Origin of the sequence: Arthrobacter sp. ISL-28 (genome assembly GCF_018613875.1) — a bacterium.
Classification (GTDB): domain Bacteria; phylum Actinomycetota; class Actinomycetes; order Actinomycetales; family Micrococcaceae; genus Arthrobacter.
In genome coordinates this window covers 342816-356832 of record NZ_JAGGPJ010000007.1, presented here as the reverse complement: position 1 = coordinate 356832, position 14017 = coordinate 342816, and the positions used below count along the sequence as shown (strand labels likewise).

At 65.9% G+C, this 14017-nt stretch carries 15 protein-coding genes; 3 read left to right on the top strand and 12 right to left on the bottom strand.

Going from position 1 to position 14017, the window contains the following annotated elements; translation table 11 throughout:
- Positions 1 to 13: 13 nt before the first annotated feature.
- Positions 14 to 1528 carry a molybdopterin-dependent oxidoreductase gene (locus tag J7E80_RS06470; protein ID WP_215050727.1) on the bottom strand — a complete coding sequence of 505 codons (1515 nt, stop codon included), beginning with the start codon at positions 1526 to 1528 and terminating at the stop codon, positions 14 to 16.
- Positions 1529 to 1755: 227 nt separating this feature from the next.
- Complete coding sequence (locus tag J7E80_RS06465; RefSeq protein WP_215050641.1) at positions 1756 to 1941, bottom strand: hypothetical protein; 186 nt, start codon at positions 1939 to 1941, stop codon at positions 1756 to 1758.
- Between the two features lie 79 nt (positions 1942 to 2020).
- Between J7E80_RS06465 and moaA the strand changes: the two genes are divergently transcribed.
- The 3 genes from moaA to J7E80_RS06450 all read left to right on the top strand — a co-directional run bounded on the left by moaA (position 2021) and on the right by J7E80_RS06450 (position 3845).
- Positions 2021 to 3154: a GTP 3',8-cyclase MoaA gene (moaA, locus tag J7E80_RS06460; RefSeq protein ID WP_215050640.1), complete on the top strand. Its 1134-nt coding sequence runs from the start codon at positions 2021 to 2023 to the stop codon at positions 3152 to 3154.
- A 4-nt stretch (positions 3155 to 3158) separates the two neighbouring features.
- On the top strand, positions 3159 to 3425 hold the full coding sequence (locus J7E80_RS06455) for a MoaD/ThiS family protein (RefSeq protein WP_215050639.1): 267 nt from the start codon (positions 3159 to 3161) through the stop codon (positions 3423 to 3425).
- Between the two features lie 138 nt (positions 3426 to 3563).
- Positions 3564 to 3845 carry a hypothetical protein gene (locus J7E80_RS06450; protein ID WP_215050638.1) on the top strand — a complete coding sequence of 94 codons (282 nt, stop codon included), beginning with the start codon at positions 3564 to 3566 and terminating at the stop codon, positions 3843 to 3845.
- Between the two features lie 63 nt (positions 3846 to 3908).
- Here the strand turns inward: J7E80_RS06450 and J7E80_RS06445 are convergent, their stop codons facing one another.
- The 10 genes from J7E80_RS06445 to truB form a co-directional block, all read right to left on the bottom strand.
- Positions 3909 to 4370 carry a DUF1579 family protein gene (locus J7E80_RS06445; protein ID WP_215050637.1) on the bottom strand — a complete coding sequence of 154 codons (462 nt, stop codon included), beginning with the start codon at positions 4368 to 4370 and terminating at the stop codon, positions 3909 to 3911.
- Between the two features lie 131 nt (positions 4371 to 4501).
- Positions 4502 to 5845, bottom strand: a complete 1344-nt coding sequence (locus J7E80_RS06440) for a pitrilysin family protein (protein WP_215050636.1) — start codon at positions 5843 to 5845, stop codon at positions 4502 to 4504.
- A 139-nt stretch (positions 5846 to 5984) separates the two neighbouring features.
- Positions 5985 to 8255 carry a polyribonucleotide nucleotidyltransferase gene (locus J7E80_RS06435; RefSeq protein WP_215050726.1) on the bottom strand — a complete coding sequence of 757 codons (2271 nt, stop codon included), beginning with the start codon at positions 8253 to 8255 and terminating at the stop codon, positions 5985 to 5987.
- Positions 8256 to 8502: 247 nt separating this feature from the next.
- On the bottom strand, positions 8503 to 8772 hold the full coding sequence (gene rpsO / locus J7E80_RS06430; protein WP_215050635.1) for a 30S ribosomal protein S15: 270 nt from the start codon (positions 8770 to 8772) through the stop codon (positions 8503 to 8505).
- Positions 8773 to 8965: 193 nt separating this feature from the next.
- The gene (locus J7E80_RS06425) at positions 8966 to 10213 is read right to left on the bottom strand and encodes an aminotransferase class V-fold PLP-dependent enzyme (RefSeq protein WP_215050634.1); all 1248 of its coding nucleotides are present in this window, start codon (positions 10211 to 10213) and stop codon (positions 8966 to 8968) included.
- Positions 10210 to 11064, bottom strand: coding sequence for a tryptophan 2,3-dioxygenase (kynA, locus tag J7E80_RS06420; RefSeq protein WP_215050633.1), 855 nt, complete (start codon positions 11062 to 11064; stop codon positions 10210 to 10212). The genes J7E80_RS06425 and kynA overlap by 4 nt, the downstream gene beginning before the upstream one ends.
- A gap of 40 nt (positions 11065 to 11104) precedes the next feature.
- Positions 11105 to 12088: a bifunctional riboflavin kinase/FAD synthetase gene (locus J7E80_RS06415; RefSeq protein WP_215050632.1), complete on the bottom strand. Its 984-nt coding sequence runs from the start codon at positions 12086 to 12088 to the stop codon at positions 11105 to 11107.
- Between the two features lie 157 nt (positions 12089 to 12245).
- Positions 12246 to 12674, bottom strand: coding sequence for a hypothetical protein (locus tag J7E80_RS06410; protein WP_215050631.1), 429 nt, complete (start codon positions 12672 to 12674; stop codon positions 12246 to 12248).
- A 22-nt stretch (positions 12675 to 12696) separates the two neighbouring features.
- Positions 12697 to 13050, bottom strand: a complete 354-nt coding sequence (locus tag J7E80_RS06405) for a hypothetical protein (protein WP_215050630.1) — start codon at positions 13048 to 13050, stop codon at positions 12697 to 12699.
- A gap of 2 nt (positions 13051 to 13052) precedes the next feature.
- Positions 13053 to 13988 carry a tRNA pseudouridine(55) synthase TruB gene (gene truB / locus J7E80_RS06400; RefSeq protein ID WP_215050629.1) on the bottom strand — a complete coding sequence of 312 codons (936 nt, stop codon included), beginning with the start codon at positions 13986 to 13988 and terminating at the stop codon, positions 13053 to 13055.
- Positions 13989 to 14017: the final 29 nt, after the last annotated feature.

Here is a 14017-nt window from a genome sequence, read left to right as displayed (position 1 = left end):
TCGGGAGCGGCGGCTATGGGTTCACGTCAACTCTAATGGTGTGGAAGCCTGTGGCGCCGTCCGGGGCGACGGACCGGCGATCCTCCGTCTGCACGGTACCTCTGAGATCGGTGGCGCGCACCTGGATCTCATGCTGTCCCTGCTGAAGGTCGAGGCCGAGCTGCCACTGGTACCAGGTGTCCACGGAGATGCCGGGGGCGAGGCGGGCCTGCTGCCATCCGCCGCGGTCCACACGCAGTTCCACTTTTGCGATACCGGTGTGCTGCGCCCAGGCCACGCCGCCGAACACGATCATGCCAGGACGGGCCGACCGGCCATCGCGGGGGACGTCGATCCGCGAGGAGATCTTGATGGGGCCGCGCTCTGACCAGCCGCGCGGCGTCCAGTACGCCACGTCGTCGGCGAACCGGGTGACCTTGAGTTCAGTGAGCCATTTCGTGGCGGACACGTAGCCGTAGAGGCCCGGGACGATCATCCGCACCGGGAACCCGTGTTCCAGCGGCAGCGGCTCACCGTTCATGCCCACGGCGAGCAGCGCGTCCCTGGTGTCTGTGAGGACCTCCAGCGGCGTGCTGGCGGTCCAGCCGTCGGAGCTCCTGGACAGGACCATGTCAGCGTCCGGCAGCGGGCCGGCCATCGCCAGCAGTTCCCTGACCGGCCAGCCGAGCCAGCGTGCGTTGCCGATAAGATCGCCGCCTACCTCGTTGGACACACAGGCGATGGTCACGTACCGCTCCGTCATGGGCTTGGCCAGCAGTGCGTCGAAGTCCAGCTCGACCGCACGCTCCACCAGGCCGGTGACTTTGAGCCTCCATTCACGCGGATCGAGGACGGGAACGGAGAGGGCGGTATCGATACGGTAAAAATCAGGATTCGGGGTGACGAGCGGATCCACGCCGGCCAGCCCGGTGTCGGCCCCGGGCGGAATGGCGGCGGCCGGCGACCGGGGCGGCGGCAGCCGCAGTGCGGTGCGGAGCTCGCTAACCCCCGCGGCTCCTCCCCGCCAGGCGGTGGCGACGGCGCCCGCCACAAAGACCGCCGCGGCACTGCCGCCGAGCAGCTGCAGGAAGCTGCGCCGCTCGGCGGCCTGTCGCAGTGGGTCGGCGCCTTGCTTTGGGCGGGCGCCTTGCTGACTTTCGGCGCCCTGCCAGGCGGCCAGCCGCCAGATCAGGCTTTGGAGCAGCATTCCTCCGATGCCCGCGGCGATCACGGGCAGCGCGACGGCGGTGACCGTCACTTGGGCGCGGGTCAGGACTGCCGCAACGCCCACGAGGCCGAAGACCGCGAAAACGGCTGCCCCGGCGAACCGCCTGCGCAGTTCCAGCACTCCGGACACCGCGGCGAAGGCCGCGATCACCAGCGCCATGCCGGCCAGCAGGGCGAGCTTGTCTGCGGTGCCGAACAGCGCAACCGCCCAGTCCTTGACTCCCGGCGGAACGGCATCGATAACTGCCCCGCCCAGCGCCGTCATCGTGGAGAGGGAAGGGCTGACGAAACCGGCGATGAGTTCGCTGGCCGCCAGGCCCATGCCTGCTGCGACAACACCGGCGGCCGCTGCCCACCAGCGGCCCTGCAGGCCTGGTTGCTGTTGGAGTGCTTGCTGTTCGGCTGGCTGCTGTTCGGCTGGCTGCTGTTCGGGCTGTTGTCCGGTGAGCTGTTCGTCAGGGGAGTGCCCCGCCGCTGCCTGAGCAGGTCGGGCGGCGGCAGAGCCCTCTTGCCCGGCGGCCGCCCCGGGCACTGCCGGCTGGGACTCATTCACCCTTCCAGCATAGGTTCGCTGGCCGCCGTCGGCGCCAGTTTCCGGCGTTCTTCCCGCAGCCCCGCCCGGACGCGCCGTCGCAGCTGCTCCAGCACCTGTTTCCGCACCGGTTCCAGCAGCTGTTCGCGTACCTGTTTCCGCACCAGTTCATTCAGCTGTCCGCGTACCTCTTCCGGGCGCACGGACCTGATTCGCCAGCTCGCCCCTCCCCCGCAATGTCACAGGCGTGATGGTTGGCCCAACGTGGCGTAGCCTGAATTTATGAGTGTTCAGCTTGGCATGCCGCAGCCCCGTCAAGGAGGCAGCCCGGTTCCGGGAGTACAGGGCATTCCCGCTGCCCGTCCGGCCGATGCTCCCGCCGGCCTCCTGGACCGCTATGGGCGCCGCGCCACGGATATGCGGCTTTCCCTCACAGACAAATGCAATCTGCGCTGCACGTACTGCATGCCTGCCGAAGGCCTGGAATGGCTGGCCAAGCAGGCCGTCATGTCGGCAGAGGAAATTGTTCGGATCGTGCGGGTGGGCGTGGATCTGCTGGGTGTCCGTGAACTACGCCTGACCGGCGGCGAGCCACTGGTACGGGCCGACCTGATCGACATTATTGCCGCGCTGCGGCAGGCGCATCCGGACCTTCCGATCTCCATGACCACCAACGGCGTGGGCTTGGATAAAAAGGCCGCCGCGCTCAAAGCTGCCGGGCTGACCCGCATCAACGTCTCGCTCGATTCCCTGCACAAGGAAACATTCGCCAAACTGACCAGGCGTCCGTTCCTGGACCGAGTCCTCGCGGGTGTGGATGCCGCCTGGGCAGCAGGACTCGGCCCTGTGAAGCTCAACGCCGTGCTGATGCGCGGCATCAATGACGCCGAGTCGCCGTCACTGCTGGCATGGGCCCTGGACCGGGGCTACGAGCTGCGGTTCATCGAGCAGATGCCGCTGGATGCAGACCATGGCTGGACCCGGCGCAACATGATCACCGCGGCGGAAATCCGCGAACTGCTGTCCGCGGACTACGTGCTGAGCCGGGACCCGCGGGCCCGTGATGGCGCGCCTGCCGAACGCTTTGAAGTACGACGGCGGGCGGCCGGGTCGGCCGAACCGGAAGGCCCCGTGCTGGGAACCGTGGGAATTATTGCCTCAGTCACCGAGCCGTTCTGCTCGGACTGCCGGCGCACCCGCATCACGGCGGAAGGCAAGATCATGAGCTGCCTCTTCTCCCGGGAGGAGTTCGACCTGCTCGGGTTCCTTCGCGCAGGTGCCAGTGACCAGGAACTTGCGGAACGCTGGCAGGATGCCATGTGGGTCAAGCCCAAAGCCCACGGCATGGACCACGTGGGACTCGACGCTCCGGACTTCGTCCAGCCGGACCGCAGCATGAGCGCCATCGGAGGCTGAACCCTTGAATGTCCGTTACTTCGCTGCCGCACGCGCTGCGGCAGGCGTGGAGGAAGAGCGCTACGACCTTCCCCCCGGCACCACCATGGAATCATTGCTGGCCGCCGTCCTCGACGTCGAACGCGCTGAGCCGCCCGCCGGGACCCCGGCGCTGGCCCGTATCCTCGCCCGCAGCAGTTTCCTGCTGAACGAAGTTGCGGTCCGCGACCGCACGGTGGTCCTCTCCGACGGCGACGTCGTGGACGTCCTGCCGCCCTTCGCCGGCGGCTGACCTCCACAGGTCATCTGAGGCAGGACAGGTCATCCAGGACGGGTATGGCCCGGCTTCAGGCCGGACCCTACCATTGCACTACCGCGGCCGTTGCACGATCCCGGCGACGGAAAGCGGTAAGCCTAAAGGAGAGCGGATATGTTCACGTTGCAGATTGAGCACGGCATCAAGGATTTCGACATGTGGAAGGCGGCCTTTGACCGCGACCCCGCTGACCGTAAGGGCTCAGGGGTTGTGGCACATCGAATCGGCCGCCCGGTGGACGACCCCCAGTACGTCGTGGTGGAACTCGACTTCGGGAGCCGTGACGAGGCCGAAGGATTCCTGGCTAAGCTGCGCCAGAACGTGTGGGGCTCCCCCGACATGGTGCCGGTCCTCGCCGGCTCTCCCGAAACACGGATCGTTGAGCTGGTGGCTTAGGCTCCCCAGGCACGGCAGGGGAATACGCAGGCACGGCAGTACTGCGGCGTCCTGGTGGCGAGCTCAGGCACGGTGGCAGACTGACGTCATGAAGGGGCTGAAGTCCTGCGAATCCCCCAGCCTGAGCTCCGCGGTGTGGATGAGGACGTCCTTATCCACCCGGAACGTGTGGCGGGCGGTTCCGCGGTCGCTGTGCCGCTCCACCGTCAGAGTGGCATCATGCCAGGCACCGCGGGCCGGCACCGACGGCGGCTGGCCCAGGCTGTCGACGTAGTACCACAGCACGTCGTGGTGGTCAGGGTCCACCGTGAAGACGCCGTGGCCCTCGAAGTGGGTACCGTCGGCCTCGGTGTGGCGGTATGTCTGCACCACGGCGAAGCCGCCCGCGGCCCGCGTGAAGGTCACCTCCGTGGTGGCGGTCCGGGCCGGGCCCCAGGGTGAAGCGGCCAGGTCCGTGGTGCCGAGCCAGTGCCCGATGAATGCCTCAAGTGCCTCGTGCGCTGTCCCCGGATGCAGCCGGTCCATTATTCCTCCGAGTGCGGTTCCTCCAGTGGCATTGATCCAGTGGGATTCCTCCGGAGTGATCTGGCTCCATCATCGCCCTGCCACTCCGGCATGTCCAGAGAATCCGCCCCGGCCGGGAAGGCCGCACCGGATCAGAGCCCGAAGGTTTCGGTCTCCTCAAAGGGGCCCACAACCGTCATGGTCCTGGGTGCCGCTGCAAGATCGCGGGCCAGCTCCTGGACCTGCTCCGCTGTCACGGCTTTGATGAGCCGCAGCGTCTCGTCGATGTCCTGGTACTCGCCCGAGACGAGCTCGGCCCGGCCCAGCCGGGACATGCGCGAGCCGGTGTCCTCCAGCGCCAGGACGATCCCGCCGCAGAGCTGACCTACGGCCTTGCGGAGTTCGTCATCCGAGATTCCGCCGCCTGCGAGCTTGTCCAGCTCCGCGCCCAGAAGTTCGAGGACCTGGCGGACCTTGGTGGGTGTGCAGCCGGCGTACATCCCGAAGTAGCCGGCGTCTGCATAGGAGGACGCGAAGGAATACGTGGAGTACACGAGCCCGCGCTTCTCGCGGATCTCCTGGAACAGGCGCGAGGACATACCGCCGCCCAGCACGGCGTTAAGCACACTCATGACGTAGCGCCGGTCATCCGTTGCCACGATGGTGGGGCAGCCCATGATGATGTTGGCCTGTTCCACCGGGCGCTTGACCACGTGCAGGCCTGCGGTTCCGGTGATCTCTGCCCGTTCCGTGGACCTGCGGTCCACGGGGGCCGCCTCGGGCTCAAGTGCCCAGCCGGCGGAGTGGAGGGCGTCCACCACGAGGCGGCAGACGACGTCGTGCTCGAGGCCCCCGGCGGCCGTGATGACCAGCTCATCCGGACGGTAGTAGCGGCGGTAGTGGTCCCATACCGAATCACGGGCAACAGCCCTGATGGCGTCCGGGGTTCCGCCGATGGGCCGTCCGAGGGGGTGCGTTCCCAGCACAGCGGCGACGAAGTGCTCATGGGCCACGTCCGTGGGGTCATCGCTGTCCATGGCGATTTCCTCGAGAATGACGTCCCGCTCCTGCTCCATTTCGGCCGGGTCCAGCACGGCGCCGGTAATCATGTCGGCGATGACATCGATGGCCATGGGCAGGTCTGTGTCCAGCACCCGTGCAAAATAGCAGGTGCTTTCCTTCGCGGTGGCGGCGTTGGATTCCCCGCCGACTTCATCAAAGGCGGAGGCGATGTCGAGTGCTGTGCGCCGCTTGGTCCCCTTGAACAGCAGGTGCTCGAGGAAGTGCGTCGAGCCGTGCTGTCCTGGTGCCTCGTCGCGTGAACCCACGCCGACCCAGAAACCGATGGTGGCGGAGCGCTGGCCGGGCATCGCCTCGGTCAGAACGCGAACCCCGCCGGGGAGGACGGAGCGGCGCACGACAGAGCCGCCGTCGGCGCCGTGGATCAAGGTGTCGCCGGGGTGGTTCTGCGCCAACGGCAGGGGTACGACAGTCATCAAGGCCTTTCAGGAAGCGGAGCCAAATCTGCCTGCAATCGTACCAGCGGCCCCGGCGTCGGAGTGTTTTCTCCGAGGGTTAACGGCAGCGGGGCCGGTGGATTAACCACCGGCCCCGCCGTCGTCTGATCAGCAGGAACTACTGAGCGTCCTCAGCGCCTTCAGCAGCGGCGTGAACGCGCTCGGACTCGCCGGCGCCTTCCTCTTCAGCCACCACGGGAGACAGGGACAGCTTTCCGCGGTCATCGATCTTGGTGATCTCGACCTGGATCTTCTGGCCCACGGAGACGACGTCTTCGACGTTGTCCACGCGCTTGCCGCTGGCGAGCTTGCGCAGCTCGGAGATGTGCAGCAGGCCGTCCTTGCCCGGCGTCAGGGAAATGAACGCGCCGAAGGTGGTGGTCTTGACGACCGTACCCAGGTAGCGCTCGCCGATTTCCGGGACCTGGGGGTTGGCGATGGCGTTGATCGCGGAGCGGGCTGCATCAGCGGACGGACCGTTGGTCGCGCCGATGTAGACCGTACCGTCGTCCTCGATGGAGATGTCGGCGCCGGTGTCCTCCTGGATCTGGTTGATCATCTTGCCCTTGGGGCCGATGACCTCGCCGATCTTGTCCACGGGGATCTTGACGGCGATGACGCGCGGCGCGAACTCGGAGAGCTCGTCCGGGGTGTCGATCGCGGCGTTGATGACCTCGAGGATGTGCAGGCGGGCCTCGCGTGCCTGCTTCAGCGCTGCTGCCAGCACAGAAGCGGGGATGCCGTCGAGCTTGGTGTCCAGCTGGATGGCCGTGACGAACTCGGCGGTACCGGCAACCTTGAAGTCCATGTCACCGAAGGCGTCTTCGGCGCCAAGGATGTCCGTCAGGGCGGCGTAGCGGGTCTGACCGTCAACCTGGTCGGAGACCAGGCCCATGGCGATGCCGGCAACGGCTGCCTTCAGCGGAACACCGGCGTTGAGCATGGACAGCGTGGAGGCGCAGACCGAACCCATGGAGGTGGAGCCGTTGGAGCCGAGGGCCTCGGACACCTGGCGGATGGCGTACGGGAACTCCTCGCGGGACGGCAGCACCGGCACGAGCGCGCGCTCAGCCAGGGCACCATGGCCGATTTCGCGGCGCTTCGGCGAACCGACGCGGCCCGTCTCACCGGTGGAGTACGGCGGGAAGTTGTAGTTGTGCATGTAGCGCTTGCGCGTTACGGGCGACAGCGAGTCGATCTGCTGTTCCATCTTCAGCATGTTCAGCGTGGTGACGCCCATGATCTGGGTTTCGCCGCGCTCGAAGATGGCCGAACCATGGACGCGGGGCAGAACCTCGACCTCGGCGGTCAGCTGGCGGATGTCCGTCAGGCCACGGCCGTCGATGCGGATCTGGTCCTTCAGGATGCGCTGGCGCACCACGTGCTTGGTCACCGAGCGGAAAGCTGCGGACAGTTCCTTCTCGCGGCCCTCGAACTGCCCGGCCAGGGAGGCGAGGACCTCGTCCTTGAGCTCGTCAGAGGCGTTGTCGCGCTCCTGCTTGTCAGCGATCTGGAAGACGGCGGCGAGCTTCTCGCCTGCAGCGGCCTCAACAGCGACGTACACGTCGTCCTGGTAGTCAAGGAAGACCGGGAACTCGACCGTCGGCTTGGCAGCGCGGGCCGCCAGGTCCTGCTGCGCTTCGCAGAGGGCCTTGATGAACGGCTTTGCGGCCTCGAGGCCCTCGGAAACAACCTCTTCGGTGGGGGCGGTGGCGCCCTGTTCCTTGATGAGGTTCCAGGAGTTGTCCGTGGCTTCGGCTTCGACCATCATGATGGCGACGTCGTCCCCGTCGGCTCCGGACACCGTGCGGCCTGCAACCACCATGTTGAACACGGAGTTTTCCAGCTGGGAGTGCTTCGGGAAAGCAACCCACTGCGAACCCTGCTCGTCGGCCACGAGGGCAACGCGGACGCCGCCGATGGGGCCGGAGAACGGCAGGCCGGACAGCTGGGTGGACATCGAGGAGGCGTTGATGGCCACGACGTCATAGAGCTCATCCGGGTTGATCGCCAGGACGGTGACCACGATCTGGACCTCGTTGCGGAGACCCTTCACGAAGGCCGGACGCAGCGGGCGGTCCATCAGGCGGCAGGCCAGGATGGCCTCGGTGGACGGGCGGCCTTCACGGCGGAAGAACGAGCCCGGGATGCGGCCGGCGGCGTACATGCGCTCTTCGACGTCGACCGTCAACGGGAAGAAGTCAAAGCCTTCGCGCGGGTGCTTGCCTGCGGTGGTGGCGGACAGCAGCGCGGTGTCTTCGTCGATGTACACCATTGCTGCGCCGGCTGCCTGCTTGGCAAGACGGCCGGTTTCAAAGCGGATTACACGCTTGCCAAAGCGGCCATTGTCAATGACTGCTTCTGAGAACTGGATTTCGGGACCCTCCAAGAGAGTCACCTCCGTTTCTTGAGTTAACGGAAGTCCAGCCGCATCAACCCAGTCCAGCATCTGTCTACTGGCCTGCACTGCACCCGGTCATCGATCGAGACCCACGGGCCGGGCTTCAGTCAACGAAGCTTCCCGGGGATCACTACCGAGGACCGCGAATGCGTGATGCGGTTGATCCTCCTGTTTAGTTTTTCTACTGAAGAAGGCGACCCATTCCGTGCAGGAAAGGGCCGCCCCCTAAGTCAGACTAGCGGCGCAGGCCGAGGCGCTCAATGAGCGCGCGGTAGCGGGCGATGTCAGTCTTCTTGAGGTAGGTGAGCATGCGCTTGCGACGACCAACCATGGCCAGCAGACCGCGCTGGGTGTGGAAGTCGTGCTTGTGCTCCTTCATGTGCTCAGTGAGATCCTTGATCCGCTGAGTCAGAACCGCAACCTGGACCTCGGGTGAACCGGTGTCGCCTTCGGTCGTTGCGTATTCCTTGATGATGGACTGCTTTACAGCGGCGTCAAGTGCCACAATAACTCCTAGAGATGTGCCGTGAGGCCCGAATCAGTAACTCACTGCCGGGTGTGCCGGCGCGGACCATCCCGTCTAAGCAGGGGCCGGTACGCGCGAAACAGGATCCAGCAACCACGGACTGCAGCCGGATCCACCGCTTAGTTTACCGGCCTTGCTGCAATCTTGTCGAAACGCCGCTGGCGTCCTTCCGTCAGGCGCGCGGCAGCAGCTCGCGGATGGCTGCCATCCCGCGGTGGAGCTCCGTGAAGCTGGTGCTGAGCGGGGACAGACCGATCCTGATGCCCGCCGGCGCGCGGAAATCGGGGATGACGTCCTTCTCCCACAGCGCCGCCGTCACTTCGCGGAAGGAAGGGTGGTCAACGGTGATGTGGCTTCCGCGCAGTTCGGGCGCGCGCGGCGTTGCCAGTTTCACGCCTCCGGGGGCGAGCCAGGCATCGTGCAGTTCCAGGGCGTAGGCGGTAAGCCGCAGTGACTTCTCGCGGAGGGCCGGCATCCCCGCTTCCTCGATCAGGTCCAGCGTGCCCCGCATGGCGATCATTCCGAAGATGGCCGGGGTTCCGCTGAGGAAGCCGCGGATACCGGACGTGGCCTCGTAGCCGGGCCCCATCTCGAACGCGTCCTTCCGGCCCATCCAGCCCCAGATGGGCTGGGCGAGTCCGGGAAGATGCCGGGCATTGACGTATGCAAAAGCGGGCGAACCGGGACCGCCGTTGAGGTATTTGTAGGTGCAGCCGGCGGCGAAATCAACGCCCGCCGCGTCCAGCCCTATCTCCATCGACCCCGCTGAATGGCACAGGTCCCACACCATCAGCGCCCCGGCGTCGTGGACTGCCGCCGTGATGCCGGGCAGGTCAGCGAGGAACCCTGAGCGGTAGGCCACATGACTAAGGAGTACGACGGCGGTGGCCGGCCCTGCGGCCTCCCTCACCTGGTCAAGGGTCACGCCGGCGGCAGGGTCGGCGTCGATCCAGCGCAGGGTCAGCCCTTCCTCCCGGGCGATGCCCTCGACGAGGTACCGGTCCGTGGGGAAGTTGTCGGTGTCCAGGACAATTTCAGTCCTCGCCGGATCCCTGACCGCGGCAAGCGCTGCCCGGATCAGCTTGTAGAGCACCACGGTGGTGGAATCGGCAATGATGGTCTGCCCTGCTGCGGCGCCTAGGACCGCGCGTCCCAGCTGGTCCCCGATGGCCTGCGGCATGTCCAGCCATTCCTCGTCCCAGCCGCGGATCAGGCGGCCGCCCCAGCCGGCATGGATAAAGGCGGTGATGTCATCGGCGGTCCTCTTGAGCGGGCGGCCCAGGGAATTGCCGTCAAGGTAGGACAGCTCGGTGTCCGTGCCGATGAAATGATCCCGGTACTGCGCCAGAGGATCCTCGGCATCCAGCCGGAGGGCGCGGCGTTGAAGAAGCGCGTCCTGGGCCTCCCGAACCGCCGTCACTGGCCGATCTCCGTCCGTACGGCGAACAGCTCGGGGAAGAACGTGAGTTCGAGGGCTTTCTGTAGAAAGGCGACGCCGCTGGAGCCGCCGGTACCGCTCTTCATGCCGATGGTCCGCTGCACCGTCCGCAGGTGGCGGAACCGCCACAGCTGGAAGTTGTCCTCAAGGTCCACAAGTTCCTCGCACGCCTCATAGGCGCCCCAGTTTTCGGCCGCATTCTCGTAGATGTATTTGAACAACGGGACGAGCTCGGGCGTGAACTCGTGGGCCTTGGTGACGTCGCGGTCAAGGACGGAGGCGGGAACGTCAAAGCCCTGGCGGTTCAGGTAGGCAAGGAATTCGTCGTAGATGCTGGGGGCGTCAAGGACGTTCTGCAGCAGCGCGTGCGCTTCAGGATCCGATTCGAAGACCGGCAGCATCTTCCGGTTCTTGTTGCCCAGCACAAATTCCACAGCCCGGTACTGGCTGGACTGGAATCCCGAGGAGTTGCCGAGGAACCCGCGGAATTGCGAGTATTCCGTGGGCGTCAGCGTGGCCAGCACCGACCACTGCTCGGTGAGGGTCTTCTGGATATGCTTGACGCGGGCGATTCCCTTCAGGGCTGTACCCAGATCGTCGGCCCGGAGGTGTTCGGCAGCGCTGCGGAGTTCGTGCAGCACCAGCTTGAGCCAGAGTTCCGTGGTCTGGTGCTGGATGATGAACAGCATCTCGTCATGGTGCTCCGGCGAGCTGACGGGCCGCTGGGCGCTGAGCAGCGTGGGCAACTGAAGGTACGCCCCATAACTCATTCTGGAACTGAAATCGCGGACGATCCCCTTGTCCAGTTTTCTGGTGTTCTTCTCCACGGTCACAGCGTTGCCTTCCTTGCCAATTACTGTGTGGGCTGACGGATCAACGCTTGCGAAGGAGGTTGTGCGTCTGCACGACGTCCTGGCGCATCTGCTCCACGAGTGCTTCAGGCCCACGGTATGCCACCATGCCCCGAAGTCGTGCGACAAACTCCACGACTACTGTCTGGCCGTACAGATTGAAGTCGTCTGCGGATTCTGCCGGGCGATCGATGACGTGGGCCTCCACCTGACGGCTGACGCCGTCGAAGGTCGGGTTGGAGCCGACCGATATGGCGGCCGGCCACCGCGTCCCTTCCTGGTCAACGAGCCATCCGGCGTAGATGCCGTCCGCGGGGATGAGCCCGCTGGCGTCGGAGGAGAGATTGGCGGTGGGAAACCCGAGCGCGCGGCCGCGGGCAGCCCCGTGGACAACTTCCCCGCGCATCTGGTGCGGGCGTCCGAGCACGGCTGCAGCCGTGGCGACGTCACCGTCCCTCAGCGCCTCACGCACCCAGGTGGACGAACAGCGGCGGTCCGTGCCGTCGTCGTCGTGGATGGGGAAGCCCTCGGAACCAAATTCGCTGATGACCAGAACTTCAAAGCCGAACTTCTCCCCGAGCTGGCGCATGGTGTTCAGGTCCCCGGAGTTTCCCCGGCCGAAGCGGGTGTCATGGCCGATGACGACGTGGCTGGCGTGGAGTCCGTCAACGAGGACAGAGCCGACAAATTCCTCCGGCGTGAGGCTGGCAAGCTCGAGCGAGTACTTCATGACGAGCACAGCGTCCAGGCCCAGCTCGCCCAGCGCCTGCAGCTTGTCCTGCAAGCCCATGATGAGCTCGGGAGCACTCTCCGGCCGGTGGACCTGGGCCGGGTGTGGATCGAACGTCACTGCCACGGACTTTGCCCTGTTCAGCCTGGCCGTCCGGATCAGCTGGGACAGCACCTGCTGGTGGCCGCGGTGGACGCCGTCGAAGTTGCCGATAGTGACAACGGAAGGACCAAAGTCGTGGGGGACTTCGGTCGGATCGTTCCAGATGTGAACCATCAACCTCGCCTTTTACTGCCTGACAGGAACCCGTTCGGGCGCCTCCCCGGCGCCGGAACTCTCTAAGATTACCTGCAATCGTTGCAGGTAATGGACGGCCCCGGCGCCGGTGGTCGGCGTGATCTGCCGCCCTGCGGTACGGCCGGGTGCGGTAGAGCTAGGCGGCCGGCCGCCTCCGGTAGAGCCAGACGAGACCCAGAATCGGAAGGATCAGCGGGATGAAGGCATAGCCGCGGCCGAACAGGGACCACACTGTTTCGTGCGGGAACTGGACGGCGTCGAATATGCTCAGCGCGCCCACGATGACCACTCCGACCAGTTCCACGAGGACGGCGGCGACCGATACCCGGAACCAGGTCCGCCCCGGTTTGGCGAGCGAAACCGTGGCCACAACGTAAACCAGGGCAGCGAAGGCCGACAACAGATAAGCGAGCGGAGCCTCGGAGAACTTGGTGAGGATCTGGTAGCCGGCACGTGCGGTGGCCGAAATGGCGAACACCGCATAGACGGCGATGAGGAGGCGTCCCGGCCCGGTGTTGCGGGTGTCCCGGGTCTGGTGTGCGGTTTTGGCGGGTGTTGTGGTCACGTTGGGTGCTTCTTCTTCCACTTCAGTACCAGATCTGGTTCATTCGTGCGGCCATGACCAGGGCGGTCACTCCGACGGCGGCAAGGACAAAGTTGCTCCAGCGGGTCCGTTCCAGAATGGACCAGTACACCGCGGCGACAGGCAGCATGAGGGCGGTGATGAGGTACCCCCAGAACTCCCAGGCCTCCCCCGCTATCTGCTCCCCGGCAACGACCCGGACGATCGAGCCGACAAGGTACACGAGCAGGGCCAGCTCCACGGCTGCCACCGAGAGGATGGTGACGTCATTGGGTGCCTTCTTCAGGATTCCTGCGACCACGCAGATGACGGTGGACAGGAGGCCGACGCCCAGGATGATGTAGAAATACGCGTCCAAGGCTAACCGGCCTGCTCGCTGCTGGGTTGGCCGCCGGTTCCGGGCGCGAAGACGAGCACCGGCTTGGCGAAGTTGCCCGTGTCCGCCAGCAGTGCCACGAGGGAGCCGTCGGGCGCAAAGGCGGCTGCCGGACGGTCCGCGGTGGCCGCCGCCGCAGAGCCGGCAGGGGCCCCCGCAGCGATGCGGCGGCCGAAGGATATTTCGGTGGTTTCCTCCGCGCTCAGCTCCCGGTTGGGCATGAGGGCGCGGGCAGCCTGGGACATTTCGAGAACTTCAAGGTCCTCGGCAAGCTGCTCGAGGGTCCGCGCCTGGTCCAGTGAGTAAGGGCCCACGTGGGTCCGGCGCAACTCCGTCAAATGGCCGCCCACGCCCAGCGAAATGCCCAGGTCCCGGGCAAGGGCCCGGATGTACGTTCCGGAAGAGCATTCGACGGTGACGTCAACGTCCACCACGTCTCCGCCTTGCTCGCGGCGGATCCCGTGCAGGTCAAAGCGGTGAATGGTCACGGCCCGGGCGGCGAGCTTCACGTCTTGACCGGACCGGACGCGGGCGTAGGCACGTTCTCCATTGACTTTGATGGCGCTGACACTGCTGGGCACCTGCTGGATCTCGCCTGTCAGGGAGGCCACTCCGGCACGGATCGCCTCATCCGTGACGGCGGCCGCGCTGGTGGTGGCCACCACTTCGCCCTCGGCATCGTCGGTGACGGTGGATTCGCCGAGCCGGATGGTTGCAGTGTAGGTCTTGGAGGTTCCCACGATGTACGTGAGCAGCCGGGTCGCCTTGTTGATTCCCACCACAAGTACGCCGGTGGCCATGGGATCCAGCGTTCCCGCATGGCCTACTTTCCGGGTACCGGCGATCCGCCGCATCCGTCCAACCACATCGTGGCTGGTCCATCCCTGCGGCTTGTCCACTATTACCAGTCCAGAAAGCACGCCTCCCAGTATATCGGGGTACCCGGCGG

Coding starts and splice junctions, on each gene's coding strand:
- J7E80_RS06415 (WP_215050632.1), bottom strand. CDS start 12,088: ATGGTTCACATCTGGAACGATCCGACCGAAGTCCCCCACGACTTTGGT.
- J7E80_RS06440 (WP_215050636.1), bottom strand. CDS start 5,845: ATGACTGTCGTACCCCTGCCGTTGGCGCAGAACCACCCCGGCGACACC.
- J7E80_RS06450 (WP_215050638.1), top strand. CDS start 3,564: ATGTTCACGTTGCAGATTGAGCACGGCATCAAGGATTTCGACATGTGG.
- J7E80_RS06445 (WP_215050637.1), bottom strand. CDS start 4,370: ATGGACCGGCTGCATCCGGGGACAGCGCACGAGGCACTTGAGGCATTC.
- J7E80_RS06470 (WP_215050727.1), bottom strand. CDS start 1,528: ATGGGCCTGGCGGCCAGCGAACTCATCGCCGGTTTCGTCAGCCCTTCC.
- moaA (WP_215050640.1), top strand. CDS start 2,021: ATGAGTGTTCAGCTTGGCATGCCGCAGCCCCGTCAAGGAGGCAGCCCG.